The organism is Lentilitoribacter sp. JB5-8 (assembly GCF_055693385.1).
Genome location: NZ_CM146332.1, coordinates 753,653 through 777,496, shown reverse-complemented (window position 1 = coordinate 777,496; position 23,844 = coordinate 753,653). Strand labels below are relative to the sequence as shown.

Here is a 23,844-nt window from a genome sequence, read left to right as displayed (position 1 = left end):
CGATTGAAGGATGATATTTTTCACGTTAAGAGACGTGTCAGATATAAAGACAAACACCAATCCCAAAGCATTTTAAGGAATAAAGGTATGGCTGTTTTAAGTGATAGTGAAAATCAGGCGCGGTTTTTATCTGAAGCATTGCCATACATGCAACGTTATGAAGACCAGTCAGTTGTCATCAAATATGGTGGCAATGCGATGGGTGATGAAAGCCTGGCGCAGGCATTTGCGCGTGATGTTGCGCTTTTAAAACAGTCCGGCGTTAATCCAGTTGTTGTTCATGGCGGCGGCCCGCAAATTGGTGCAATGCTCGATCGCATGGGTATTCAATCACGTTTTGAAAATGGTCTGCGTGTGACGGATCAAAAGACCGTTGAAATTGTTGAAATGGTTCTCGCAGGTTCCATCAACAAACAGATCGTTACCATGATCAATGCCGAAGGCGAGCGCGCCATTGGTCTTTGCGGTAAAGACGGAAATCTTGTTTATGCCAAAAAAGCTGAGAAAAAGGTCGTTGATCCTGAATCCAACATTGAGCGCATTCTTGATCTAGGTTTCGTGGGTGAGATCGATGAAGTTGACCGTACGGTTTTAGATATCTTGGCGACATCAGCGACCATTCCCGTGATTGCGCCCGTGGCACCTGATCGCAATGGTCAGACCTATAACATCAACGCCGATACCTTTGCTGGCGGCATTGCCGGTGCGCTTGACGCAAAACGCTTGTTATTCCTAACGGACGTTCCCGGCGTGATGGATAAAGATGGCAATGTGATTAAAGAGCTTTCCGTATCAGAAGCCAAAGCTATGATTGCGGACGGAACCATTTCCGGAGGCATGATCCCAAAGGTTGAGACGTGTTTATTCGCGATCGAACAGGGCGTTGAAGGCGTTGTAATCGTTAATGGCAAAGTCCCGCATGCGGTTCTGTTAGAAGTCTTTACCGAGCATGGCGCAGGAACGTTGATCGTTAAATAATTACCCGGTTACTGCTTCTAACCACCAAGCACCAGCGCGATAATCCCGCTAATAATCAGCAAACATCCGATAACTTCTATGCGGTTGATTTGTTCTTTAAAGATGAACACGGATGAAATGAAGGTGAAGATCATTTCTATCTGCGCAACGGCTTTCACCATCGCAGCTTGTTGCAAGGTCATAGCCATGAACCAGCCAAAGGATGCGCTGGCCCCAACAAATCCCACCATGAGCCCTGTTTTCCAAGCTGCGCGTATACGTGCTATCTCATCTTTGTCACGCCAGTAAATCCAGATGATCATGATGATCGATTGCAAGATGATAGCGATGGATAATGTTATCGCCGCTTGGATAATAAAGTTTGGGCCATCCAAGGACAAAGACGCAGCACGATATGCAACAGCTGCAACACCAAAAATAGCGCCTGATGAAAGCCCGATTAATGCTGTGCGAGAATAGAGCGATGTAAAGATCGATTTTGGTGTGATATCAGTTCGCGCAACAGAAATTAGCATGACACCAAACATACTGATCGCAATCGCCGACAACACCGCAGATGATGCTTTTTCTGATAAAAACAAAAGGCCAAACAAAGCGGCCTGCAAAGGCTCAGTTCGTGAATAGGCTGTTCCAACGGCAAAATTGCGAAAGGAAAACATATGCACGAGCAATGCTTGCGCTATGATTTGCGAGATCGCAGCAATAACCACCCAAAAGAAAAATTCCCGATTAAGTTCAGGAAAGCTATGATCGCCCCAATACATAAAAATTGCGAGGAAAAATAGCGCGAACGGTATGCCAAACCCAAACCGAACAAAAGTTGCGCCGGATGTACCCATGACATTTTTAAGATGTTTTTGAAGACTTGAGCGAATGTTCTGCAAAAAGGCTGCAGAGATTGTAATGAGTATCCAGGTTTCCATGAGATGGCGTTAGCATGGAATGAGATATGCGTCACGTTTAAATAATTGTTCTAGCAATTGTCAATTTAGTCGTAATCAGCACTTTTCTTCAATTGCAAGTCTTATATAAGTAGCCTCATGAAACATGAAAATTTTAGCCACGTCGATCATTGGATTTTTGATCTGGACAATACCTTGTATCCGCGCCGATGCGATCTATTTGCACAAATAGATGTAAAAATGACAGATTTTGTCTCAGACTTTTTGGATTTACCGCGCGATGAGGCACGCAAGAAACAAAAAGACTATTATCGCGATCATGGCACCACCTTGCAGGGTTTGATGATCAATCATGGTATGGAGCCAAAGGCATTCTTAGATGCCGTGCATGACATTGATTATAGTCCTGTGGCCCAAAGTGATGATTTGAAAGCTGCATTGGAAGCACTACCGGGTCAAAAGCTCATTTTCACAAATGGCGACGTCCCACATGCAGAACGCACCATTGCGGCATTGGGGATCCAAGACTGTTTTGACGGTATTTTCGACATTGTTGCAGCGGATTATCTACCAAAACCCGTTGCAAAACCCTATGAGCAATTTATCGCGCAATTTGATGTGGATCCGACAAAAGCTGCGATGTTTGAAGATTTACCGCGAAATCTATTAGTGCCTAAACAAATGGGCATGAAAACAGTCTTGATCATTGATGAAGCTTATGAGGCAAACACAGACGAAAAATGGGAAGCGCATGGTCGCGATGATGAGCATATTGATCATATCGCCACAGAATTACACGAGTTCTTAAAAGCAATTCAATAAATTCTGATCAGAATGATTCAAACTTGCTTAACCAGTAGTTGGGTTTCTTTCAGACGTAGTGTAGAAATTTACGAGTTCTTTTGATCTTCAAGCTACGCTGGCTTTATTGTTTATGAGGTCACTATGCTGCAAAAAATCGTACCATTTGTATTTTTAGCCATTGCTATGTCTTTCGTGCCAAAGTTTCTAAATGAAACCTCTTATGTGAGCGACAAAAGTGATCCAAAACCCCATAATACCGCAAAAGTATCAAAGCCCGATGCGGTTGTTCCAAGCAACGCGCATTATACAACAGGCAAACGCCAAGTACGCATTAAAGCAAATGGTCACGGCCATTTTTTGGCAGATTTTAAAGCCGGTGGTCGTGCGATAAACGGCTTGATCGATACTGGTGCTACCTATGTTGCTATGAACCGGTCAACGGCGCATTCCATTGGTGTACGCGTGACTGGCAGTGATTTTAAACATAAGGCAGAAACTGCCAATGGCATTGTCAAAGCGGCGCTTAAAACAATTGACCGATTAGAGCTCGGCGCTGTTTCAGCAAAAAATGTTGAGGTGTTCATTCTCGATGATAGCGCTTTGTCTTCAACATTGATTGGAATGAGTTTCTTAAACAAATTATCGTCGTTTAAAATTGAAAACGGCCAACTCATTCTGACGCAGTAATTTTCTTCAAAATTGGCTTTCGTATAAATGCAGGGCGATCCGCAATGTCGCAAGCCGCGTTAAAACGCTTAGACAGTTCATCATACTGCTCTTCTGAATTCACATGCGCGAGCGCTATTGCCTCACCCACCTCAATCGTTGTTCCGATGGTTTTAATTTCGCTTAGGCCCACACTATAATCCAGTTGATCTGAAGGGTGGGAGCGACCACCACCCAAGGCAACGATTGCCATACCCAAATCTCGTGTTTTATAAGCGTTCACGCAGCCGCTTCTGGTGGCTTTAATCTCACGCTTTATACTTGCCTTGGGCAAATGCTGTTCAAAATTCTCAACAATATCTTTTGGCCCACCAAGTTGATGCACCATTTTGCCAAATAGTTCAGCAGCTTTGCCGTTGGATAAATTTCGTTGCGCCGTGGCTTCAGCTTTATAATAATCGCATGCTATTCCTCCCGCCATTAACATATGAGCGGTTAGCTGAATGATCACTCGGTAAAGCCTCACATCGCGGGATTGGCCTGTTAAAAATTCGATCGCGTTGATAACTTCAGTGGCATTCCCAATAGCGCTTGCCAGCGGCTCGTTCATATCAGTAACGAGCGCTGATGTGGGAAGTCCAGCACTGGTGGCAACATCAACAAGTTCTTGCGCTAGTCTTTCAGCTTCATCGGTATCCGATGTTGTTGAACCATTGCCACATTTTACATCAAGCACCAAACCCTGAACGCCGCTGGCGAGCTTCTTGGATAAGATAGACGCAACGATCAGCGGTACTGATTCAACGGTTCCTGTGATGTCGCGTATCGCATAGATTTTTTTGTCAGCGGGAGCCAGGTTAGCGGTTGCGGCGATAATTGCGCATCCCGCTTCCTTCACAACAGAGCGAAATTTTGAAATATCCGGCGTTGCGTTATAGCCGGGGATCGCTTCAAGCTTATCAAGAGTGCCACCTGTATGACCAAGACCTCTACCTGAAATCATCGGAACGTCTAGCCCACAGCTTGCAGCCAAGGGGGCAAGTATCAAAGAGACGTTATCACCTACTCCGCCAGTAGAATGTTTGTCGATAATTGGGCGTGTTGCGTCCGGCCAGTGAAGAACATCTCCTGAATCGCGCATTGCCAAGGTAAGGGCAGCTGTTTCTTCGCGCGTCATGCCATTGAGAAAGATCGCCATCGCCATCGATGCTGTCTGGCTGTCAGACATACGCTGGTCACTGACCATTGAGATAAACGCATTGATCTGCTCGCGAGATAATTCGCCCTTATCTCTTTTTATGCGGATGAGTTCTTGCGGTAGATAAGTAATCGTCCCAACGCCTTTCCCTGTTCGCTAGAGATCAGCAAACATGGTTTTTAAAATTTTGGCAAGGTTTGCACCGCCAATTGGCGCCATGTCTTTGGTTTCTTGATGGCTTAATTCGTCACCCGTCATGCCAGCTGCAAAATTTGTGATAATGGATGCAGCAGCAGCATTCATACCAAAGAACCGTGCTAAAATCACTTCTGGTACTGTGGACATGCCAACAGCATCTGCACCAAATATACGCGCCATTTTAATCTCAGCAGGCGTTTCAAAACTTGGGCCAGAAAACCACATGTAAACGCCTTGATGGAGCTCAACCTCAGCTTTATGAGCGGCTTCACGCATCCTTGTCATAATGTTTTGATCATAGGCATTACTCAAACCAACAAAACGACCATCAGTTTCTTCACCAAAAAGCGGATTGCTGCCGGAAAAATTGATATGATCCGTGATCTGCATGACAGACCCAGGTGGCATGTCTTCACGCACGGACCCGGCTGAATTTGTCAGGATCAGGTTTTCAATGCCAAGCTCATGGAACGTTTCAATGATGGGTCGCATCGCGCCCGCGTCGCCATGCTCATAATAATGCACACGCCCGGACAACATGATCAGCGGCACACCTTCAATCGTTCCCGCGACCAATTCACCCTTGTGTCCAGAAACAGCGCTTTGAGGGAAGTCTGGAAGCTCTGAAAACTCAATGTGGACCGGATCAACTAGGGATGATGTCAACGCCCCCAAACCTGAGCCAAGAATTACTGCATGTTTGGGGGCAAGTGTACCTATTTTATCTTTGATGAGATTGACAGATTTTTGGACTTCAGAACTCATGCGATTACATCCGTTGCAAAAGATAGGGGCAGTAAATCACCTAATTTTACAGTTTTCACGACACCGGTCTGATCGCATAAATGAATCTTGGTATCTGCATTGCCAAATTCTGCCAAGCGCTGTCTGCACCCGCCACAAGGGGTGCATTGATCAAGCTTTTCTGCAATCACCGCTACTTCAATGATTTGTGTTGGTCCCGCCATCACCATGTGACTGATTGCAGTTGTTTCAGCACACCAACCTTCAGGGAATGAAATGACTTCGATATTTGCTCCTTGATAGATCTCTCCGTTAGCCGCCAAGATCGCAGCACCAACGGGAAACTTAGAATAGGGTGCATGGCACGATGCCATCGCGGATTTGGCAGCGTCAAAAAGTGCGGCTCGATGATCAGCGCTCTTTGACATATGGAACGCCTCCAGCTTTTGGCGGTATCGCTTTTCCGATAAATCCTGCCAGCAAAATGACCGTTAAGATATATGGCAAGGCCTGCATGAACTGAACTGGGATCTCGCCGATAATTGGCAATTCCTTACCTTGTAAGCGAATTTCCATCGCGTTGAGCAAACCAAATAGCAAACATGCGAGCATGACATTCACGGGCTTCCATTTGGCGAAAATAAGAGCCGCCAACGCAATAAAGCCAGCGCCTGCTGTCATGTTTTTACCAAAGCCTGCTGAGATCGCCATCGAGAGATAAGCGCCAGCAAAACCGCAAAGCGCGCCACAACATAGCACTGCGCGATAGCGAAGCCAGACGACGGAAATGCCGGCTGTATCCACCGCAGCTGGGTTTTCGCCAACTGCGCGCAATCGCAAGCCAAAACGAGTTCTAAAGAGTACCCACCATGTAAATGGCACAAGCGCAAAAGCAAAATATGTCAGCGCGAAATGGCCTGATAATAGATCAGAATAGATCGGTCCTAGGATCGGAACATCGGCCATTTCTGCTGCGAACGGTAATTCAATGGCATTAAACTTCGCACCTGAACTGAGCGGCGGTGTGCGGCCACCTTGGCGGAACCAGGCTTGACCCAAAATAACGGTCGCCCCAGCGGCAACAAAGTTGATCGCGACACCAGATACAATCTGATTTCCGCGCTGTGTGATTGATGCAAATGCGTGAATGAGCGCAAACAGCATTGATACGACGACTGCACCAAATAGGCCCAAAAGAGCAGATTCGTAAAGGCTGGCAATTGCAGCGCCCGCAAATGCACCTGCAAGCATCTTACCTTCCAGACCGATATCAAATACCCCTGATCGCTCAGAATACAAACCCGCAAGGGCTGCAAAAATCAATGGTACGGATAGTCGAACAGTTGATTGCAGGACGAGAATAGTTGCTTCAAAAAATTCCATGTTACTCTCCCGCCTCTATCGCATTTGACGAACTAGATTTCTGTAAATTGGCAAAAATCATCACAATAAATGGTCTGAACATATTCTCCAGGGCACCCGCAAATAGGATAACCAAACCCTGAATGATCACGATCATATCGCGCGAAATATTGGGCATCTCAAATGAGATTTCAGCGCCACCTTGATAAAGCACACCAAACAAAATGGCAGCAGGGATGATCCCAGCTGGATGGTTGCGACCCATAAGAGCGACAGCAATCCCCACAAAACCTGCACCCGCAACAAAGTCGAGTTGCATTTGGTGCTGGTCACCCATAATCGGGTTGAGCGCCATCATGCCCGCAAGGCCACCTGAAATCATCATGGTAATAATGATCACGCGCGCTTCGTTGATCCCGGCGTATTTTGCTGCCGTGGGGCTAAAGCCTCGCGTTCGGATTTCATAACCCAAACGCGTACGCCAGATAATCGCCCAAACTACAAAGGCTGCAACGAGTGCTAAAAGAAATGACACGTTAAGTGGCGCTGCGCCTGTGCGAATACCAAAGATACCAAACAGCCAATCAAGACGTGGTAATTGACCACCCGCTTCAAATCCGCGTGTTTGCGGCGCCATGGTACCGTCTGGTTTAAACACATCCACGAGCAAATAGATCATCAAACTGGCAGCAATGAAGTTAAACATAATCGTAGTAATCACGATATGACTGCCACGTTTGGCTTGCAGATAAGCAGGGATAAACGCCCAAAGAGCGCCAAAAATTGCAGCACCAGCGATCGCTATCGGAAAGACCAAGAACCAAGGCAGAGTGGAATCAAATGCCAAACATGCGAGCGCGACGCCAATACCGCCGATATAGGCCTGTCCCTCACTACCGATATTGAACAATCCGCAGTGAATGGCGATTGCCACAGAAAGACCGGTAAAGATAAAGCTTGTGGCATAAAACAGCGTATAGCCGATGCCTTCGCCATAACCAAAGGCACCTTTGATCAAAAGACCAGCAGCTTTTAATGGGCTTTCATCAGCAAGCCAAACAACAAGGCCAGAAATGAGGAATGCCACGAGGATATTTATAACCGGCATAAGGCCATAATCGACCCATTTGGGCAGTTTTGCATATGGTGCAGCCATTATCCTGCCTCCCCGTTTTGTACTGTCGTATCGCCGTCTTCAATACCTGCCATCAAAAGACCAAATGCGCCTTCCTCGGTTTCAGGTGGGCGTTCGCCAACAATTTTACCGTCAAACATCACAAGCACTCGGTCAGCAAGTGATCTGATTTCATCAAGTTCAACTGAGATGAGAAGGATCGCTTTTCCAGCATCGCGCATTTCAATGATCCGTCGATGGATAAATTCAATCGCACCCACATCCACCCCGCGGGTTGGCTGGCCAACGATTAAGACTTCGGGATCAGTTTCAATTTCACGAGCAATCACAATCTTTTGCTGATTGCCGCCAGAGAAATTGGCGGTTTTAAGCCGATTGTTCGGCGGGCGAATATCGTATTTCTCGATTTTCTCATTTGCATCTTTGCGAATGTTTTCAATATCGAGGAACATCCCTTTGTTATATTCAGGGCGCTGGTGAATGCCCAGGATCGAATTTTCAGCCTCCTCAAATGGAAGCACGAGACCCATGTGATGACGATCTTCTGGAACATGCGCCATCCCGCGATCACGCATGTCAGAGGGATTGCTTCCGCCAGTAACGCCAATAGGTTCACCATTTAGGATGATGCGCCCAGATTCTGCGTGTTCAATACCCGTGATGCATTCCATCAGCTCGGATTGACCATTGCCTGCAACGCCAGCAATACCAACAATTTCGCCAGCACGTACTTCAAAAGATACGTCCTTGACCATCGGTACACCGCGGCCATCGCGGACATTTAAGTTTTCAACTTTAAGCACAACATCTTTTGGATCTGCTGGTCCTTTTTCAACCTGCAAAAGCACACGTCGACCCACCATCAGCTCAGCAAGTTCTTCGACATTCGTGTCTTTTGTCGTGCGTGTCGCCACCATCTCGCCACGGCGCATAACAGACACATCATCGGTAATGGCCATAATCTCACGCAGCTTGTGCGTAATTAAAATGATAGTTTTGCCCTGCTGTTTTAAAAGCTCGAGGATTTCAAACAGCTGATCAGCTTCCGCCGGTGTTAAAACACCTGTCGGTTCGTCAAGAATCAAAATATCCGCGCCCCGATACAGTGTTTTCAGAATTTCAACGCGCTGCTGCACGCCAATTGGAACATCTTCAATAATAGCATCTGGATCAACATCCAGGCCATATTCATCGCTTAAGCGTTTTAACTCGCTGCGCGCATTGGCGATGCCGGAATTGAGTAATTGCCCACCTTCAGCGCCCAAAATGATGTTTTCCAAAATTGAGAAATTTTCAACCAGCATGAAATGCTGGTGAACCATGCCGATACCTGCGGCAATCGCAGCATTTGAATCTTTGATGGTTGTCTTATTGCCATCGATAAGAATATTGCCACTGTCCGCGTGATAGAACCCATAAAGGATCGACATCAGCGTCGACTTACCTGCACCATTCTCGCCAATAATGCCGTGGATGGTTCCTTTTGAAACCTTCAGGTCAATATCTTTGTTTGCATGAACAGGACCGAAGCTCTTATTAATTTTCTGAAGCTCAATAGCAAAATTATTCATATCACGCCTATATTTTTCTTTACTCTCGACAGTTTAGAGGCTTTTGTCCAGACGGAATTTAAAAGCACCCGCGTATTCAACATCAAAGAGGTTACGTAAAGCCATGGATGAAAATCGGATTGTGAAATTAGAAGAGTTGATCGCACATCAATCGCAGCAAATCGAAGATCTGTCTGATCAGCTTGCAAAACAATGGAAAACCATCGACAAGCTATCGCGAACGCTCGAAGATTTGTCTGAACATTATGCTGACCTTGAAGAGCAAGTAGGTGCACCTGCGGCGACAAAGCCTCCCCATTATTAAACGTCCCCGGTCTTATTATGACCTTGTTATTATAAAAGGCCGCCACGAAATGAATCTGCGGCGGCCTCTTAAAACGTTCAGATATTAGTATGGGCAGTTGTTGTCAGACATATAGTCGTGAACTGTCACTTTGCCTGAAATAATGTCTGCTTTAGCAGCTTCGATAGTTGCTTCCATGTCTGCTGATACAAGTGATGCATTGTTGTCATCCATGGCATATCCAACACCACCGCTTTCAAGTCCTAGAACGCTGAAGCCGTATGAGAATTCGCCTTTATTGGCGTCCATGAATGCATTGTAAACAGCAACATCAACACGCTTAAGCATAGATGTTAGAACTGAACCGGGATGCATGCCGTTTTGGTTTGAATCCACACCGATACCCAAGATGCCTGAGTCAGCTGCAGTTTGAAGAACCGCAATGCCTGTACCACCAGCTGCTTGGAAAACAACATCAGAACCTTGGTCGACTTGAGACTTAGTGATCTCAGCACCTTTTGTTTGGTTGTTCCATGCTTCTGGTGTTGTACCTGTCATAGTTTCGATGATCTTGATGTCTGGATTTGCAGCTTTCGCACCACCAACATAACCACAAGCAAAGCTACGGATAAGCGGAATATCCATGCCACCAACGAAGCTTACTGTACCTGTTTTAGATGCAAGTGCTGCCATCATGCCAACAAGGTAGGAACCTTCATGCTGCTTGAACACAGTTGAGCGAACATTTGGCTGATCAACAACCATGTCGATGATCGCAAAATCTGTTTCAGGATAGTCAGCTGCAACTTTATCCAATGCGCCGGCCCATGAGAAACCTGCCATTACGATTGGATTGTTACCATCGCGGGCAAAGCGGCGAAGAGCTTGCTCGCGCTGAGCATCATTTGAGATTTCAAACTCACGGAAATCGACGCCAGTTTCTTCTTTAAACTTAGTTGCACCGTTAAATGCAGCTTCGTTGAAGGATTTATCGAACTTACCACCCAAATCGAAAAGGATGGCTGGTTTAACGTCTGCAGCAAGCGCTGTCGCAGACATAAGAGCTGAAGCCATAAGGCTAAGAAGCGTACGTTTCATTGACTGTACCCTATTGTTATAATTTACGTTGATCGTAACAACAGTGACCAATGCAAAATTAGCGCGTTACTACGACCTCTCCCGAACGTCGAAACGTAAGGTTGACGATATACTTGCATGACTAATTTTAAATTTCACGCGAAATCTTTGTTTTTTGTCCAAATAGTCAAAAAATTTATTTGTTTTGGAAATTAGACTGGTAAATATATCAGCTAAAGCGATCCGCATTCGGACGGTAGTGTTTGATATATCTTTCACTTATCTGGGAGACTGGCAACATGACCAATACGTCCGTTGTGTTGAAGTCTCTATCAATGACAGCTTGTGGTGCAAAAGAGGCACCTAGTCGTAAATAGCCTTTTATAAGCGGGGGCAGTGCAGCAAACACCTGTTTCGTAACGATCGCTTCTTTGGGCATGAGATCAATCTCATGCGCAATAGCTGGATTAGCCGCAACACTCCATTCGTCCGATGTTTTGGCATAATGATATAAAAATGAAAGCGCATGTGCATGTGCCGCAGGCACGCCACCAAAAAATGATGCGCATCCAAACATTACATCTATTTTATGTTGTCCGGAATAAGCCCAAATACCTTGCCACAGGAGTTCAACAGATCTGCGAGTTCGGTATTCTTTCAAAACGCAGGAGCGACCCAATTCGACAAAGCGCTTATCGCTATGTCGTTTAGTGAGCGCATTAATGTCAAACTCATTTTGCGAATAAAACCCGTTATGTTGGTCGGCAACTTGCTGGCTTAAAATTCGATAAGTGCCAATGATCTGCTCGCTTGTACCACCTACAATGCTGGTATCTAGCAATATAAAATGCTCGCAATATTGATCATATTCATCAAAATCGAGTTCGAGCGCCATAGCGGAAGGGGAAAGTGTTGCCCCCATTTCATCAACGAAAATTTTGTAACGCAGAGCCTGGGCAGCTCTTATGTCTTGTGCATCAGATGTTAGACGAACTTCAAGCGATCCAATGCGCCCCAGTATTTGCGCGGACTGAACCGCTTCTGTTTGCGATTGGCTGATTTGAAAATCTATAGGCTGGTTCACAACATTCATGAGATGCAACTCCGATTGATTTGCACCCCTTATAAACGAATTCGTGCGACAAATGCATGACAAAAGTCAGCACTTACAAACAAATATCTCAATATTGGCTGAAATTTAAAGCAGGTATTCACCACCAATAACAATTGCTGCTAACGCGAACATGAATACTGCGATCAATATTGGCTGATTTGTTTTCTCAGGCGCAGGTTCATTTTTGGGTTTTGTTTCTGCTTGCAGTCGCGATTGTAATTCATCAATTGCAATCACGTCCTTTTCAGAAATACCAAGCGCCGTGGGTTTCTCAACCAGCTCAATGTTTTCCAAACTCGCTTTCTGGGCAAGGTTAGGTGCATTTGTGGCTTCTAGTTTGGCATTTAGTTTTTCTGCAAGTTGTCTTTGCATAGTAATTGGATCAGTCATGTAGCATTGATAGCACTATCAATTATCTAAATGCTTGTTTTGATCGTTCAAATTTTATGAATTGGTGTCATTTTGGGTTGAGTTTTTGGCTTTGTAAGCCACCCAAAGCTCATCTAGGATAATTACAATAACCCCAATTGTTATAAAACAATCAGCGATATTGAAGATCGCAAATGACCAATTTTGATAATATACCATAATAAAATCAACAACATGGCCATAAAGTCCACGATCAATAATGTTTCCAATTGCACCACCAATGATCATCGCATAACCAGCACTTAACCATAAACGTTCTTTTGGCGATGATTTCCACAGCCAGATAACAATACCAACGACCACAACGGCTAACACAACCAGCGCTGTGCTTCCGTGATTAGATAGAAATGAAAATGCCACTCCCTCATTCCAAGTGCGGTACATGGCAAAAGATGGAAAAACGTGAATGACCTCGCCAAATGGCAATCGTAATTCAACCAGTAATTTCGACACCTGATCAAGGATGATGCTGAGCGATATAATCAACGCGCCTATGAAAAAGCGATTGGATCTTGGTTGTTGGTTAGTACTTTCAGATTGCAACGACATTAGTCCAGCTCCAAAAGGTGCCGGCGTGCTTCATAACTCATCAATGCTGTCGCAATTGCCAAATTCAGCGAATCTGCATCCCCAACCTGCGGGATACGCGCAAGTTGATCGCATTTTGACGCCAATTCATCGGGTAGTCCAGCTTGCTCATTACCCATAAGTAAGACTGTTGGCTTAGTTTTGTAATCAATGGTTCGGTAATCTACGCTGCCTTTTAAGTGGCTGCCGATAACAGAGACATCATGCGCATTTTGCCAGTTTAAAAACGCTTCCACATCGCATTTAGAAATTGGCATTGCAAAAACAGACCCCATTGTAGCCCGTACAGTTTCAATGGAAAACGCATCCGTTGTTGCGCCAACTAGAATAACACCTTTAATGCCGGCAGCATCTGCGGTGCGGATAATTGTGCCTAAATTACCCGGATCGCGAACACGGTCGAGCGCAATAAATGTATCGCCACTTTGGGGTTCTAACTGACTTAGTTGAGTGAACTTTTGTTTAAAGACGCCAACGACCATTTGTGGGTTATCGCGCCTTGTTATGGATGTCAGAACTTTCTCAGTGACTTCTAATACAAGTCCGGAATTAGCCACAACTTTTGCAGCAGTCTTTTGAACGATATCTTTTTGCGCAGCCGCTTTTGCATAGATTAAGATCTCAATTTCCCAACCGCGGTCAATCGCATCGATCACCAGCTTAAGCCCTTCGGCGATAAACTTGTTGCTCGCATCCCGGTTCTTCTTCTGAGTAAGGCTTTTTATATCCTTGATGATCGGGTTGGATAGGCTGGTTATTTCCTTAACAGTGCCGACTTTACGTTTTGAGAGATCGTTCATTTTGGCACCCAGCGGCTAAATAGTGAGGTTGAAAGTGCACGACCTCGCATGTCGCCTGTTTGGTCATCGCTTAACGGGCCTTCTTCCGCGCGCTCTCGAATGGTCAATTCGCCCGATTCTACAACTCCACCTGCACCGCGCATGGTTTCGCGCATTAATTCGTGAATGGAATAAAATGATGCGCGTATAGAATAGGCTGTTAGGACCAACCCAACAGCATTTGGACTTAAAATGCTTCGGCAAATATCAAGCATATTGGGAAGGTGGTCGAACAAGTGCCACACCTCGCCATTGGGGCCCCTACCAAATTTAGGTGGATCGGTAAGGATAATGTCATAGGTTTTTTCGCGTCGTTCTTCGCGCAAAATAAACTTCATCGCATCATCACAAATCCAGCGAATGGGTTTATTGCCCAATTGAGCAAGTTCTTGGTTTTCACGTGCCCAACCAATTGCTTTCTTTGATGCGTCCACATGAGTAACTTCTGCGCCATGTTGTGCCGCGATCAAGCTTGCAACACCTGTATATCCAAAAAGATTGAGCACTTTTAATGGTCGATCAGAACTTTGAATTTTCTGTGCCATCCATTGCCAATGCGCTAATTGTTCAGGGAACACGCCCACATGTCGAAAGGAAGTAAAGCGTCCATAAAAATCGGTATCAAGCAATGCCATTGGCCAGGTTTCCCCTAGGGCACCTTTAGGAAATTGCCATCGACCTAATCCATCTTCTTCGACATCCCCCGTAAACAATGCATCGGCTTTTTGCCAAAGCGATGGACTTTGTGATTTTGGCCACAGAGCTTGTGCTTCCGGGCGAATGATTAGGTAAGGGCCATATTGCTCAAGCTTTTCACCCTGGCCATTTTCATTCAGCCCGCTATCGATCAATCGATATTGCTCTGAATAACCAGCTTCCAAAATAAGCGGTATATTTTCATCGGGCCGCTGGCCTAAGCGGGCGGGTCGTTTTTGCAAGGTTTGTGCCGCAACTTGCTTCGGTTTTGGGCTCACCGAAGATTTGCCGTCGTGGTGTTTTGCTGGTTTTTTGTTTGTAGGTTTATGGCGACCCTGCGTGCTGGTAGATTTCATACCTGAAGATCTTGAAGCTACAGATTTTCCTGGATGCCGTGATTTTTGGGCCAATTTATAACCTCAATGCATACGATTATCGCGTGCCGCTAGGAATTAGTCGTCACCACTTGATTGGCGAGGCTATCAGCTTTTTCTTTTTGCCTATCAGCTTCCAAATGCCACTTTGTAGACTCTGCAGCTTCTTCGCGCGCGCGCTGACGATGTTTGCCTTGTTTGAACCAGGTAATCATTGATCCCAATACCATGCCGATCATCAGGGCAATGAATAAAAATACGAAAAACGGCGCACTAAGCGACAAAAGTTGATCAGCGGGCTCAAATGGATTGAGCGCAAGTGTCACGGATTGGCGATTAGCAATTGATAATAAAATCAAAACCAATGCAATTGGGATAAAAATGACGACTCGGATAATTTTCTTAAACATATTGCAAGACCTGATTGAGCAAAAATTCTACGTCTCGGGAAGACTTAAGATCGTCCCCGATAAATTGCAATCATCAAACAAGAATAATTGCTTTCAGGAGAACGATTTAACCTTCTGGGTTTAGGCGTTCACGCAGTTCTTTACCTGTTTTAAAAAATGGTACCCATTTTTCTTCAACAGATACAGATTCGCCTGTACGTGGATTACGGCCTGAGCGAGCAGGACGATGTTTGACAGAAAAAGCGCCAAATCCGCGAAGTTCCACACGATTACCTTCAGCAAGTGCTTTACTGATCTCATCTAAAACTGCATTGACGATATTCTCAACGTCGCGGTGGTAAAGATGCGAGTTCCGAGTTGCCAGTATTTGCACCAATTCAGACTTAATCATCTATTTCCCCTCGAAATATACCATCGTTACTAGTTTTGCTGTTGTGTTGAGTTGCCAAATTGCCAAACTGAAAGCAAGCCGTCAAGGAACAGTTTTTGGTCTTTTAGCCAATTATGGGTGATTTCGTGGTCGAAACCTAACAATTTTTGCACAATACCCTCAATTGAACCCATTAGAAATGGGGGTTGTGGGACGCGAGGTTTGCGACGCTCGATGATTTCAAGTTGGTCTGAGACGTCTTTTGTTTCCAAAAATGCACGAATCTCTTGTTCACCACCAAGCGAATCAATCAGTTTATTCTCAAGGCTTTGCCGTCCTGTAAAAATACTACCATCAGCAATTTTCAGCGTCTCGAGGCGCGTTAAGCCGCGATTTTCAGCAACAAGATCAACAAACCAATCATAACTATCGACAACCATCGAATTGATCATAGCAACGGCTTCATCGCTTGCTGGATGAAAAGGCGATGGTTCTGCTTTTAACGGTGAGGATTTAATTTCCTCGTAAGACACACCTATTTTGTCCAAAAGCTCTGATACTTGCGGGTATTGAAAGATGACCCCAATAGAACCAACGATAGATGTCTCGCCAGCAACAATGTGATCGGAAGCTGCGGCGACCATATAGCCTGCGGATGCGGCTAATGTTCTGATATCGGCCACAACAGGCTTCTTCTCAGATACGCGCTTAATGGCTTTATAAATGCGCTCTCCCCCAAAGGTAGTTCCTCCTGGAGATGAGATCGTTAAGATAAGTGCTTTTGCATAGTCATCATCGGCAATTCCATCTAAACGTGCAATAAGTTCGTCGTCATCCTGGATGACGCCTCTAATCTCAACGCGAGCGATATGGTCGCCGGAAATGATTTCTTCGTTTTGGCTTATGAATATGCTGCCGACAATTAACAGAACCACCACCATCGTAGCTATGCGCCAAAAACGGAGCTTTCGTCTTAAATTGTGCCGGTCAAAAATACTATTTTGATCCATATCTTGCATCCGTTCAGGTGTTTTGAGCTGGAATTTTATTGAAATTCAAATATAAGTCTTAATTTATGACTATGGTTTTTGAAATACAATATCTCTTCGATAAAATGGTTTATTAAAGAGTGGCTTAAAAGATAAGCGAACACCAGCTTTTTGGCGATAATATGAATCCATCCGTTACACGTGTAGAAGTGCAATATCTGAAGGCGCAAGCCAATACGCGTATCGTAAAGTTCTTGAAGTTTGGATTACCAATTTTGGGTGCGTGCATCATATTTGGCTTCATCGCAGTTTCCTATCTTAATACAGTTTTGCCGGATGGGTTAGTGATCTCAAGTTCGACAATTGAAGATGGCAAAATTGTCATGAACCAGCCGATATTGGCCGGGCAAAACGGCAAAGATCAGCCCTATCGAATGAAGGCTGATAGAGCCATTCAAGATATTGGAAATTCGAGCGTCGTGACGTTGGAAAATATTGAAGCACAATTACCAATGGGAGATGGTGCGGAAGCCATTTTAGTTGCAGAACAAGGTATATTTGATCAAACAGCGGAAACTTTGGTGTTTAACAAGCCTTTACAAGTGACAACATCTTCCGGAATGGTCGCAAAATTCCCGTCCGCAGAATATGATGTTGGTCTTGGCAATTTTGTCAGTGGTGGATCTGTTGATATCAAGTTAGATGGCGCGCAAATAAATGCAGATAAAATGGTCATGTCTAACAATGGGCAATTGGTTTCATTAGAGCAGAATGTTAAGATGACAGTTAACCCAAGTGCGATTAAACCAAAAGAGCCTGAAGAGCTTACAGAGCCAAAAGTACTTAAAGAGAAAGAGTAATCATGATGAGATTATCCGTGTTTCCAATCCTTATGACGGGTATTGTTTTGCTAGTGAGCACTTTGGGTGCAAATGCGCAACAAGCCAATAGCCGAATTAATGGCCTGGGTCTGTCTGGTGATGAGCCAATTCAGATCGAGAGCGATCGTTTGGACATTGATGACAGTTCTTCCTCTGCAGTCTTCAACGGCAATGTGAATGTTGTTCAGGGGGACACACTCTTAAAATCCGGCAAGATGGTTGTTTATTATGCTGGTGGTGGATCTGTGACTGCTGGTGCAACAGATATCGAGAAGATAGAAGTTTCAGGCAGTGTTGTCCTGCAATCTGGTGATCAGACAGCAACGGCAGATCAGGGTTTGTTCAATATGGTCGCACAAACCTTAGTCTTAACGGGTGACAAGGTTGTATTATCGCAAGGTGATAACATTTTGGTAGGCTGTAAGTTGACAGTGAAAATGCAGACGGGTGATGCGCGGATTGACAGCTGTAAGAACGAACGCGTTATTTTTCAAATTGACCCAAAATCCGCAAAACAGTAATTATAGTCTGATACTGAGCATCTTATCGAATTGAGTCTTTAAACGTGACATTAAACCATAAAGTTGCAGAACAGCCCTCCAACACAAACCGGTATGAAGGGACGTTGATCGCCCGCGGTTTGGTCAAAGCGTATAAATCACGGCGCGTTGTTGATGGTGTGTCGCTTGGTGTGCGGCGCGGAGAGGCTGTTGGACTTTTGGGCCCCAATGGTGCGGGTAAGACAACTTGTTTTTACATGATCACGGGTCTTGTGCCTGTGGATGACGGTTCCATTGAGATTGATGGTCATGACGTATCTGAAATGCCGATGTATCGCAGATCGCGTCTGGGTGTAGGATATCTGCCCCAAGAGGCATCGATTTTTCGTGGTTTATCTGTTGAAGCAAATATAATGGCTGTGTTGGAAATTATTGAACCCAACAAAAAAGCCAGATTAGAAAAACTAGACGCTTTACTGGATGAGTTTTCAATCACGCATTTGCGTAAATCACCATCTATTGCGTTGTCTGGTGGTGAACGACGCCGACTGGAAATTGCCCGCGCGTTGGCGTCCGATCCAACTTTCATGCTGCTTGATGAGCCATTTGCCGGCGTTGATCCGATTGCCGTGGCTGACATTCAAAACCTTGTACGCCATTTAACGCAGCGCGGCATTGGCGTTTTGATTACAGATCATAACGTGCGCGAAACACTAAGTTTGATTGATCGCGCCTATATAATCCATGCCGGTCAGGTTTTAACGCACGGCCGGCCGGAAGACATTATCAACAACCCAGACGTAAGACGCCTGTATTTGGGTAATGATTTCTCGCTTTAAACAAAAATTTAAGGATGAAAGTGGATTTTCAAGTTCAAACTTGACCTTTTCGCCATAATAAGCAAAATACATGCCAGTTTAGAAGTGCTGGGGTGAGGATGGGTCTTCGTGCTGATTTTTTCATCCCTCATGGTCTTTCATAAAGCGAAAGTAAGTATGGGGTCTTAAGTTTTATGTCTCTTTCAGCCAATTTACAGTTCCGTCAAAGTCAGTCTTTGACAATGACTCCACAATTGATGCAATCGATCCGTTTGCTGCAATTCACATCATTTGAATTATCCAAATTTATCGAAGATCAGGTTGAAAGTAACCCATTACTCGAGCTTAAAAACCCATCAGATGGTGGTGCACCAACAGAAGAAGAATTCACAGCTGGTCACTTAAGTGATGAGACATCCACACCCTCAGATCCAGTTGCATCCAATGACAGCGACTTAAATGAATTTGGCAAGATGGAAACGTCTATGGATGTGAACATGGATAATGTTTATCCAGATGATGAACGTCAAAAAGCTGAACCCGTCAATTTAAATCATGATCTGCAGGTTGGCGCTTCTGGCGAAATCTCAGCCAGTGGAACTGATATTGATCTTGATAGCTTTGCAGCTCGCGCGCCAGGATTACGCGAGATGATGAGCGAGCAAATAGCAATGACGTTCAAGTCAGTGACAGATCGTGCAATTGCCGCAAGTCTTGTCGATCATTTAGATGATGCAGGTTATTTGCATGTGGACTTAACGGATATTGCAGGCCGTTTAGGTTCAAGTGAAGAGCAGGTACATATTGTTCTCACGCAAGCGCAAACTTTCGATCCACCCGGCATTTTTGCGCGAAATTTGGGCGAATGTTTAAAGCTGCAGCTCGTTCGTAAAAACCGCTTAGATCCAGCAATGGATGCACTTTTGGATAATTTGGAACTGCTTGCAAAGCGTGATTTTAAATCGTTGAAGAAAATTTGCCTGGTTGATGAAGCTGACCTTTTGGAAATGATGGCAGAAATCCAAAGCCTCGATCCAAAGCCCGGAGCTTGTTTTGAGACCCAAGGTGTTCAAACAATTATTCCCGATGTCTTGGTAAAGAATACCGATATGGGTGAATGGCATATTGAGATGAACCCTCAAACATTGCCGCGTGTTCTGGTGGATCAGACCTATCATTCAACAGTGGTAAGCGGTTTGGATAAATCTCACGCTGATTACGAGTTCATGAATGAATGTCTACAATCAGCCAATTGGTTGGTGCGCAGTTTAGATCAGCGCGCCAAAACAATCGTCAAAGTCGCCAGTGAGATCGTCAAGCAGCAGACCGAGTTTTTTGCCGAAGGTGTGTCGCATTTAAAGCCTTTGAATTTAAAGTCTGTGGCTGAAGCCATCGAAATGCACGAATCAACAGTTTCACGCGTTACATCTAATAAGTATATGATGACACCACGCGGCCTCTTTGAGTTGAAATACTTTTTCACCGTTTCTATCGGTGGTAGTGAAGCGGGTGCAGATGCGCATTCTGCCGAATCTGTTCGCTTTAAAATTAAATCGATGATTGATTCTGAGCCAGCAGAGCGTGTTTTATCCGATGATGAAATCGTAAAAGTTTTGAAAAAGGATGGCGTAGATATCGCTAGACGCACCGTTGCCAAGTATCGAGAGGCATTAAATATTCCGTCCTCTGTTCAGCGCCGAAGAGAGAAAAAATTGCGTGCGCAAGGCATGAAAACAAAATTATCTGCATAGACAAAATCCGATAAATATCTGAAATATAACACTATTTTTAGGTATACATTAAATACAGATTTTTACGAATTGACAAAGTTCTCATATAGAACTAGTAGCACGCTTGATTTTATATTTTTTATCCAAATTAATTTTGGCCAGTTTCCACAACCGAAGCAAAAATGACCTATTTGCTTGGAAGGTTTCGATTATTGGCGTACAATAAGCCAGTATCAAAGTTGGAAAGGATGTTCTATGACAATACGTGTTTCGGGAAAACATATGGACATTGGTGATGCGTTTCGCACGCGCATAGAAGACCATGTATCAGATGCGGTGACCAAATATTTTGCAGGCGGGTATTCCAGCCAAGTCACTGTCGAAAAATCTGGCTCCAGATTTACATCTGATTGCAAAGTTCATCTCGATACAGGTGTCGTTTTACAGGCCACAGGTGAATCGCAAGATCCGCTGCAGTCTTTTGTTGCTGCCGCAGAACGAATTGAAAAACGTTTGCGTCGTTACAAGCGCAAACTTAAAAGTCATCAAATTAATACAAATCCTGATATATTCTCTGAAGTTGCCTACAGTGTTATGGGCACAAATGATAATGTTGAGGAAGAAGTTTCAGAAGATTACGCCCCGGCTATTGTTGCTGAGAGCACCAAACAATTAAATGTCATGTCAGTTGCTGATGCGGTTATGTCGCTGGACCTGACGGATGAGCCATTATTGATATTTAAAAATGCAGGCAATGATGCGCTTAACGTTGTTTATCGTCGTAACGATGGCAATGTTGGTTGGATTGATGCAGGGGATATCAAAAGCTAATTGGTTTAATTGACCAATCAAGAGGTACAAAAATGTCACTCGCTGATGTTATCGCGCAGAGCTCAATTCTGCACGCGCTAAAAGCAAGTTCAAAAAAACAAGTTTTACAAGAGCTTGCTGAATGCGCTGCGCAAGAAACTGGTTTGCCAGAGCGCGAAATTTTCGACGTAATTTTGCAACGTGAGCGATTGGGTTCAACCGGCGTTGGCAATGGAATTGCGATCCCGCATGGAAAATTGCAAAAACTTGATACAATTGTTGGGTTTTGCGCAAAACTGGAAGCGCCCGTTGATTTTGAAGCCCTAGATGATCAGCCAGTTGACCTGGTATTCATGCTTTTGGCACCTGAAGGCGCTGGCGCAGATCATTTAAAAGCATTGTCTCGCATTGCGCGGGTATTGCGTAATGACGACACCGTCGACAAAATCCGAGGTGCGCAATCGGATTCAGCGATTTATTCATTATTGACACAAGGTTCAGCGTCCAACGCTGCCTAAGATTTCAGATTACCAAATCAGTGTAACGTCGCAGGTGATAAATCATCTTCTGCGGCGCGAAAGAACGTGCTTGTTCTATCGTCGCTGAGGTAAATTGGTGTCCCGTCGGCTGCGAACAATGCCCACAACGCCTGACCCGGCTCAAGTTTTTGCTCCAGTGGAAAACGTTCGTTGACCTCTTCAGAACTAATTTGCCGGATATAGGCAACTTCACCCTCACCTATAAGCGCCAGATCTTCAGCTGAATTGATGTCATTTGTTAAAATTGAAAGCATATTTGCCTCCTATATCGGTGAAATTTGCCTTTCATTGGCAAAAAACACGCGTAACCCACACCCAATTAGGCGTTTGCAACCTAGTGATTCATGGTCAATTATTAGTCTGCTACAGAAATGTTAATTTTCTTTATCAACCGTTCTGGTTCAGGACGAATGAGATCTACAGAGAGCATTCCGTTTTTAAGTTCTGCTGCATCAACTTGCATACCATCTGCCAAGATAAAGACGCGTTGAAACTGTCTTGCGGCAATACCTCGATATAAAAAATCGCGCTCTTTATTATCCGTTTGACGTCCACGGATCACCAATTGGTTTTCCTCAGTTGTCACTTCCAACTCTTCTTCGCTAAACCCAGCCACAGCTAGTGTTATGCGAAGTTTTTCAGCGCGCGCACCCGCGGTTTGGCCATGTAGACGCTCAATATTATATGGGGGATAGCCCTCAGCGCCTTTTGCAACGCGTTCTAAGGTTTTTTCCATCGATTCAAAGCCCAACAATAATGGGCTGGAAAATGGTGCCATTCGTGTCATTTCGTCCTCAAAAACCAAGCAACAAATATATAGTCAGACCCAATTTGGCGTCGACTTGGGTTAGATATGGTGTCAAAATAACCTTGTTACAAGACCAAATAGGGGCAGAAAAACATCACTTTAACTTGATAACGCGTTCCTGACGTCAGAAATTGTCGGGATGGCAGGTTGCGCACCGGGCTTTAAGCATGCCAAAGATCCAGCAACAGCAGCTTGCGATAAAGCCTCTTTAAAACTGAGGTTAGCATCCAATCCTTGAGTTAAATAACCGCAAAATGTGTCGCCCGCGCCAACTGTGTCCACTGGCGTTATTTTAAGTCCTTTTGCCGAATATCTAGCACCTTGATGATAGGCAATGACCCCATCGCCACCGAGCGTGATGACAACAGAGCGATTATGTGTTTCAGCAAATTTTACCATCTCAGCATCGCGATCATCATCAGATAAAGTGCCCTTACCGATCAGCAGATCAAACTCTGTTTCATTAGCGACAACAATGTCAGCAAGGGGTGCTAGCTTAGCCGCAGCATCCGTCATTGGCGCAATGTTGAATACAGATCGCACACCTTGCTCCCGTGCAGCTTCGAGCGCTGTTTTAACGGTATCAGCATCAATTTCCATCTGTAAAAGTAAGCTATCACCTGCACTCATCTGGCTGATGATTGTGCGAGCATCGTCAGAATTGACCTTGCCATTGGCGCCTGCAACAACGGCAATCATGTTTTCGCCGTCACCGCCGACAAGAATAAGTGCAGTTCCGGTTGCTTCATCAGTTGTTTTGACATTTTCTAAATCAGCGCCGGATGATTTAAGTAGTTCAAGCGCCATGTCAGCAAAATTATCAGAACCAACAGCGCCCGCCATTTTGACCTCAGCACCAGCGCGTCGTGCAGCAAGGGCTTGATTTGCCCCTTTGCCGCCAGGGGCTGTTGCAAAATGGCTGCCAGAAACCGTTTCACCTGGTCCAGGCAAACGCTCGGTATTGGCAATTAAATCCATGTTTATTGAGCCAAGAATGCTGATCATGATAACTCCTCGATAGACAAATTACT

At 44.9% G+C, this 23,844-nt stretch carries 29 protein-coding genes; 10 read left to right on the top strand and 19 right to left on the bottom strand.

The features are described 5' to 3' along the window. Window positions 1-87: 87 nt before the first annotated feature. Window positions 88-978 (top strand): acetylglutamate kinase, encoded by an 891-nt coding sequence (gene argB / locus ACZ1GZ_RS03740; RefSeq protein WP_472667129.1) that lies wholly within the window; start codon window positions 88-90, stop codon window positions 976-978. Between the two features lie 17 nt (window positions 979-995). Here argB and ACZ1GZ_RS03735 read toward each other — a convergent pair whose 3' ends face one another. Further along, the gene (locus tag ACZ1GZ_RS03735) at window positions 996-1,901 is read right to left on the bottom strand and encodes a DMT family transporter (RefSeq protein WP_472667127.1); all 906 of its coding nucleotides are present in this window, start codon (window positions 1,899-1,901) and stop codon (window positions 996-998) included. Between the two features lie 117 nt (window positions 1,902-2,018). On the opposite strand from ACZ1GZ_RS03735, the gene ACZ1GZ_RS03730 reads away from it, so the two are divergent. Both ACZ1GZ_RS03730 and ACZ1GZ_RS03725 read left to right on the top strand, forming a co-directional pair. Continuing rightward, window positions 2,019-2,702 (top strand): pyrimidine 5'-nucleotidase, encoded by a 684-nt coding sequence (locus ACZ1GZ_RS03730; RefSeq protein WP_472667125.1) that lies wholly within the window; start codon window positions 2,019-2,021, stop codon window positions 2,700-2,702. Window positions 2,703-2,825: 123 nt separating this feature from the next. Then, on the top strand, window positions 2,826-3,371 hold the full coding sequence (locus ACZ1GZ_RS03725; protein WP_472667123.1) for a retropepsin-like aspartic protease family protein: 546 nt from the start codon (window positions 2,826-2,828) through the stop codon (window positions 3,369-3,371). Here the strand turns inward: ACZ1GZ_RS03725 and deoA are convergent. The 6 genes from deoA to ACZ1GZ_RS03695 are packed head-to-tail and all read right to left on the bottom strand — an operon-like array spanning window position 3,355 to window position 9,558. Further along, window positions 3,355-4,680 (bottom strand): thymidine phosphorylase, encoded by a 1,326-nt coding sequence (deoA, locus tag ACZ1GZ_RS03720; protein ID WP_472668226.1) that lies wholly within the window; start codon window positions 4,678-4,680, stop codon window positions 3,355-3,357. The two genes, ACZ1GZ_RS03725 and deoA, sit on opposite strands and share 17 nt — an antisense overlap. Window positions 4,681-4,704: 24 nt before the next feature. Continuing rightward, on the bottom strand, window positions 4,705-5,511 hold the full coding sequence (locus ACZ1GZ_RS03715; protein WP_472667121.1) for a purine-nucleoside phosphorylase: 807 nt from the start codon (window positions 5,509-5,511) through the stop codon (window positions 4,705-4,707). Beyond that, a complete protein-coding gene (gene cdd, locus ACZ1GZ_RS03710; protein WP_472667119.1) occupies window positions 5,508-5,918 on the bottom strand; it encodes a cytidine deaminase in 411 nt (136 codons plus the stop codon). The genes ACZ1GZ_RS03715 and cdd overlap by 4 nt, the downstream gene beginning before the upstream one ends. Continuing rightward, window positions 5,902-6,873: an ABC transporter permease gene (locus tag ACZ1GZ_RS03705; protein ID WP_472667117.1), complete on the bottom strand. Its 972-nt coding sequence runs from the start codon at window positions 6,871-6,873 to the stop codon at window positions 5,902-5,904. The genes cdd and ACZ1GZ_RS03705 overlap by 17 nt, the downstream gene beginning before the upstream one ends. Before the next feature lies 1 nt (window position 6,874). After that, entirely contained in the window at window positions 6,875-8,008 is a 1,134-nt protein-coding gene (locus tag ACZ1GZ_RS03700) for an ABC transporter permease (protein WP_472667115.1), read from the bottom strand. Beyond that, the gene (locus ACZ1GZ_RS03695) at window positions 8,008-9,558 is read right to left on the bottom strand and encodes an ABC transporter ATP-binding protein (RefSeq protein ID WP_472667113.1); all 1,551 of its coding nucleotides are present in this window, start codon (window positions 9,556-9,558) and stop codon (window positions 8,008-8,010) included. Before ACZ1GZ_RS03695 ends, ACZ1GZ_RS03700 begins: the two co-directional genes overlap by 1 nt. Before the next feature lie 103 nt (window positions 9,559-9,661). Here ACZ1GZ_RS03695 and ACZ1GZ_RS03690 point away from each other — a divergent pair, with 103 nt between their 5' ends. Beyond that, the gene (locus ACZ1GZ_RS03690; protein ID WP_472667111.1) at window positions 9,662-9,862 is read left to right on the top strand and encodes a SlyX family protein; all 201 of its coding nucleotides are present in this window, start codon (window positions 9,662-9,664) and stop codon (window positions 9,860-9,862) included. A gap of 84 nt (window positions 9,863-9,946) precedes the next feature. Here ACZ1GZ_RS03690 and ACZ1GZ_RS03685 read toward each other — a convergent pair whose 3' ends face one another. From ACZ1GZ_RS03685 to sppA, 9 genes are all read right to left on the bottom strand, one after another. Continuing rightward, on the bottom strand, window positions 9,947-10,939 hold the full coding sequence (locus ACZ1GZ_RS03685; RefSeq protein WP_472667109.1) for a BMP family lipoprotein: 993 nt from the start codon (window positions 10,937-10,939) through the stop codon (window positions 9,947-9,949). A 208-nt stretch (window positions 10,940-11,147) separates the two neighbouring features. After that, window positions 11,148-12,020 carry a l-ornithine N(alpha)-acyltransferase gene (gene olsB / locus ACZ1GZ_RS03680; RefSeq protein ID WP_472667107.1) on the bottom strand — a complete coding sequence of 291 codons (873 nt, stop codon included), beginning with the start codon at window positions 12,018-12,020 and terminating at the stop codon, window positions 11,148-11,150. A gap of 96 nt (window positions 12,021-12,116) precedes the next feature. After that, window positions 12,117-12,404: a hypothetical protein gene (locus ACZ1GZ_RS03675; RefSeq protein WP_472667105.1), complete on the bottom strand. Its 288-nt coding sequence runs from the start codon at window positions 12,402-12,404 to the stop codon at window positions 12,117-12,119. Between the two features lie 72 nt (window positions 12,405-12,476). Next, on the bottom strand, window positions 12,477-13,010 hold the full coding sequence (gene lspA / locus ACZ1GZ_RS03670; RefSeq protein WP_472667103.1) for a signal peptidase II: 534 nt from the start codon (window positions 13,008-13,010) through the stop codon (window positions 12,477-12,479). Then, entirely contained in the window at window positions 13,010-13,849 is an 840-nt protein-coding gene (locus ACZ1GZ_RS03665) for a TrmH family RNA methyltransferase (protein WP_472667101.1), read from the bottom strand. The genes lspA and ACZ1GZ_RS03665 overlap by 1 nt, the downstream gene beginning before the upstream one ends. Further along, window positions 13,846-14,994: an RsmD family RNA methyltransferase gene (locus tag ACZ1GZ_RS03660; RefSeq protein WP_472667100.1), complete on the bottom strand. Its 1,149-nt coding sequence runs from the start codon at window positions 14,992-14,994 to the stop codon at window positions 13,846-13,848. Before ACZ1GZ_RS03660 ends, ACZ1GZ_RS03665 begins: the two co-directional genes overlap by 4 nt. A 35-nt stretch (window positions 14,995-15,029) precedes the next feature. After that, a complete protein-coding gene (locus ACZ1GZ_RS03655) occupies window positions 15,030-15,368 on the bottom strand; it encodes a DUF1049 domain-containing protein (protein WP_472667098.1) in 339 nt (112 codons plus the stop codon). Window positions 15,369-15,474: 106 nt separating this feature from the next. Next, a complete protein-coding gene (locus tag ACZ1GZ_RS03650; protein WP_472667096.1) occupies window positions 15,475-15,759 on the bottom strand; it encodes an integration host factor subunit beta in 285 nt (94 codons plus the stop codon). A 29-nt stretch (window positions 15,760-15,788) separates the two neighbouring features. Continuing rightward, complete coding sequence (sppA, locus tag ACZ1GZ_RS03645; protein WP_472667094.1) at window positions 15,789-16,748, bottom strand: signal peptide peptidase SppA; 960 nt, start codon at window positions 16,746-16,748, stop codon at window positions 15,789-15,791. 161 nt (window positions 16,749-16,909) lie between these two features. Between sppA and lptC the strand changes: the two genes are divergently transcribed. From lptC to ptsN, 6 genes are all read left to right on the top strand, one after another. Continuing rightward, window positions 16,910-17,587, top strand: coding sequence for an LPS export ABC transporter periplasmic protein LptC (gene lptC / locus ACZ1GZ_RS03640; RefSeq protein WP_472667093.1), 678 nt, complete (start codon window positions 16,910-16,912; stop codon window positions 17,585-17,587). Window positions 17,588-17,589: 2 nt separating this feature from the next. Further along, a complete protein-coding gene (locus ACZ1GZ_RS03635; protein WP_472667091.1) occupies window positions 17,590-18,129 on the top strand; it encodes an LptA/OstA family protein in 540 nt (179 codons plus the stop codon). A 44-nt stretch (window positions 18,130-18,173) separates the two neighbouring features. After that, window positions 18,174-18,947 (top strand): LPS export ABC transporter ATP-binding protein, encoded by a 774-nt coding sequence (gene lptB, locus ACZ1GZ_RS03630; RefSeq protein ID WP_472667090.1) that lies wholly within the window; start codon window positions 18,174-18,176, stop codon window positions 18,945-18,947. Between the two features lie 173 nt (window positions 18,948-19,120). Continuing rightward, on the top strand, window positions 19,121-20,677 hold the full coding sequence (rpoN, locus tag ACZ1GZ_RS03625) for an RNA polymerase factor sigma-54 (protein ID WP_472667089.1): 1,557 nt from the start codon (window positions 19,121-19,123) through the stop codon (window positions 20,675-20,677). A gap of 234 nt (window positions 20,678-20,911) precedes the next feature. Next, window positions 20,912-21,487, top strand: coding sequence for a ribosome hibernation-promoting factor, HPF/YfiA family (hpf, locus tag ACZ1GZ_RS03620; RefSeq protein ID WP_472667087.1), 576 nt, complete (start codon window positions 20,912-20,914; stop codon window positions 21,485-21,487). A 32-nt stretch (window positions 21,488-21,519) separates the two neighbouring features. Beyond that, the gene (gene ptsN / locus ACZ1GZ_RS03615) at window positions 21,520-21,984 is read left to right on the top strand and encodes a PTS IIA-like nitrogen regulatory protein PtsN (protein WP_472667085.1); all 465 of its coding nucleotides are present in this window, start codon (window positions 21,520-21,522) and stop codon (window positions 21,982-21,984) included. A gap of 17 nt (window positions 21,985-22,001) precedes the next feature. On the opposite strand, the gene ACZ1GZ_RS03610 is transcribed toward ptsN, so the two are convergent. From ACZ1GZ_RS03610 to ACZ1GZ_RS03600, 3 genes are all read right to left on the bottom strand, one after another. Further along, entirely contained in the window at window positions 22,002-22,259 is a 258-nt protein-coding gene (locus ACZ1GZ_RS03610) for a BQ00720 family protein (RefSeq protein ID WP_472667084.1), read from the bottom strand. 101 nt (window positions 22,260-22,360) lie between these two features. Then, window positions 22,361-22,792 carry an Hsp20 family protein gene (locus ACZ1GZ_RS03605; protein ID WP_472667082.1) on the bottom strand — a complete coding sequence of 144 codons (432 nt, stop codon included), beginning with the start codon at window positions 22,790-22,792 and terminating at the stop codon, window positions 22,361-22,363. A gap of 120 nt (window positions 22,793-22,912) precedes the next feature. Beyond that, the gene (locus ACZ1GZ_RS03600) at window positions 22,913-23,818 is read right to left on the bottom strand and encodes a ribokinase (RefSeq protein WP_472667081.1); all 906 of its coding nucleotides are present in this window, start codon (window positions 23,816-23,818) and stop codon (window positions 22,913-22,915) included. Between the last annotated feature and the right edge of the window lie 26 nt (window positions 23,819-23,844).

Excerpts from the sequence above, each read along its gene's own strand:
- rpoN (WP_472667089.1), top strand. The coding sequence starts at position 19,121 with ATGTCTCTTTCAGCCAATTTACAGTTCCGTCAAAGTCAGTCTTTGACA.
- ACZ1GZ_RS03605 (WP_472667082.1), bottom strand. The coding sequence starts at position 22,792 with ATGACACGAATGGCACCATTTTCCAGCCCATTATTGTTGGGCTTTGAA.
- ACZ1GZ_RS03650 (WP_472667096.1), bottom strand. The coding sequence starts at position 15,759 with ATGATTAAGTCTGAATTGGTGCAAATACTGGCAACTCGGAACTCGCAT.
- ACZ1GZ_RS03600 (WP_472667081.1), bottom strand. The coding sequence starts at position 23,818 with ATGATCAGCATTCTTGGCTCAATAAACATGGATTTAATTGCCAATACC.
- ACZ1GZ_RS03700 (WP_472667115.1), bottom strand. The coding sequence starts at position 8,008 with ATGGCTGCACCATATGCAAAACTGCCCAAATGGGTCGATTATGGCCTT.
- cdd (WP_472667119.1), bottom strand. The coding sequence starts at position 5,918 with ATGTCAAAGAGCGCTGATCATCGAGCCGCACTTTTTGACGCTGCCAAA.
- ACZ1GZ_RS03735 (WP_472667127.1), bottom strand. The coding sequence starts at position 1,901 with ATGGAAACCTGGATACTCATTACAATCTCTGCAGCCTTTTTGCAGAAC.
- ACZ1GZ_RS03655 (WP_472667098.1), bottom strand. The coding sequence starts at position 15,368 with ATGTTTAAGAAAATTATCCGAGTCGTCATTTTTATCCCAATTGCATTG.
- sppA (WP_472667094.1), bottom strand. The coding sequence starts at position 16,748 with ATGGATCAAAATAGTATTTTTGACCGGCACAATTTAAGACGAAAGCTC.
- ACZ1GZ_RS03705 (WP_472667117.1), bottom strand. The coding sequence starts at position 6,873 with ATGGAATTTTTTGAAGCAACTATTCTCGTCCTGCAATCAACTGTTCGA.
- ACZ1GZ_RS03725 (WP_472667123.1), top strand. The coding sequence starts at position 2,826 with ATGCTGCAAAAAATCGTACCATTTGTATTTTTAGCCATTGCTATGTCT.
- ptsN (WP_472667085.1), top strand. The coding sequence starts at position 21,520 with ATGTCACTCGCTGATGTTATCGCGCAGAGCTCAATTCTGCACGCGCTA.
- ACZ1GZ_RS03730 (WP_472667125.1), top strand. The coding sequence starts at position 2,019 with ATGAAACATGAAAATTTTAGCCACGTCGATCATTGGATTTTTGATCTG.
- ACZ1GZ_RS03690 (WP_472667111.1), top strand. The coding sequence starts at position 9,662 with ATGGATGAAAATCGGATTGTGAAATTAGAAGAGTTGATCGCACATCAA.
- ACZ1GZ_RS03685 (WP_472667109.1), bottom strand. The coding sequence starts at position 10,939 with ATGAAACGTACGCTTCTTAGCCTTATGGCTTCAGCTCTTATGTCTGCG.
- ACZ1GZ_RS03665 (WP_472667101.1), bottom strand. The coding sequence starts at position 13,849 with ATGAACGATCTCTCAAAACGTAAAGTCGGCACTGTTAAGGAAATAACC.
- lptC (WP_472667093.1), top strand. The coding sequence starts at position 16,910 with ATGAATCCATCCGTTACACGTGTAGAAGTGCAATATCTGAAGGCGCAA.
- ACZ1GZ_RS03695 (WP_472667113.1), bottom strand. The coding sequence starts at position 9,558 with ATGAATAATTTTGCTATTGAGCTTCAGAAAATTAATAAGAGCTTCGGT.
- ACZ1GZ_RS03635 (WP_472667091.1), top strand. The coding sequence starts at position 17,590 with ATGATGAGATTATCCGTGTTTCCAATCCTTATGACGGGTATTGTTTTG.
- argB (WP_472667129.1), top strand. The coding sequence starts at position 88 with ATGGCTGTTTTAAGTGATAGTGAAAATCAGGCGCGGTTTTTATCTGAA.
- lspA (WP_472667103.1), bottom strand. The coding sequence starts at position 13,010 with ATGTCGTTGCAATCTGAAAGTACTAACCAACAACCAAGATCCAATCGC.
- ACZ1GZ_RS03610 (WP_472667084.1), bottom strand. The coding sequence starts at position 22,259 with ATGCTTTCAATTTTAACAAATGACATCAATTCAGCTGAAGATCTGGCG.
- hpf (WP_472667087.1), top strand. The coding sequence starts at position 20,912 with ATGACAATACGTGTTTCGGGAAAACATATGGACATTGGTGATGCGTTT.
- ACZ1GZ_RS03675 (WP_472667105.1), bottom strand. The coding sequence starts at position 12,404 with ATGCAAAGACAACTTGCAGAAAAACTAAATGCCAAACTAGAAGCCACA.
- ACZ1GZ_RS03715 (WP_472667121.1), bottom strand. The coding sequence starts at position 5,511 with ATGAGTTCTGAAGTCCAAAAATCTGTCAATCTCATCAAAGATAAAATA.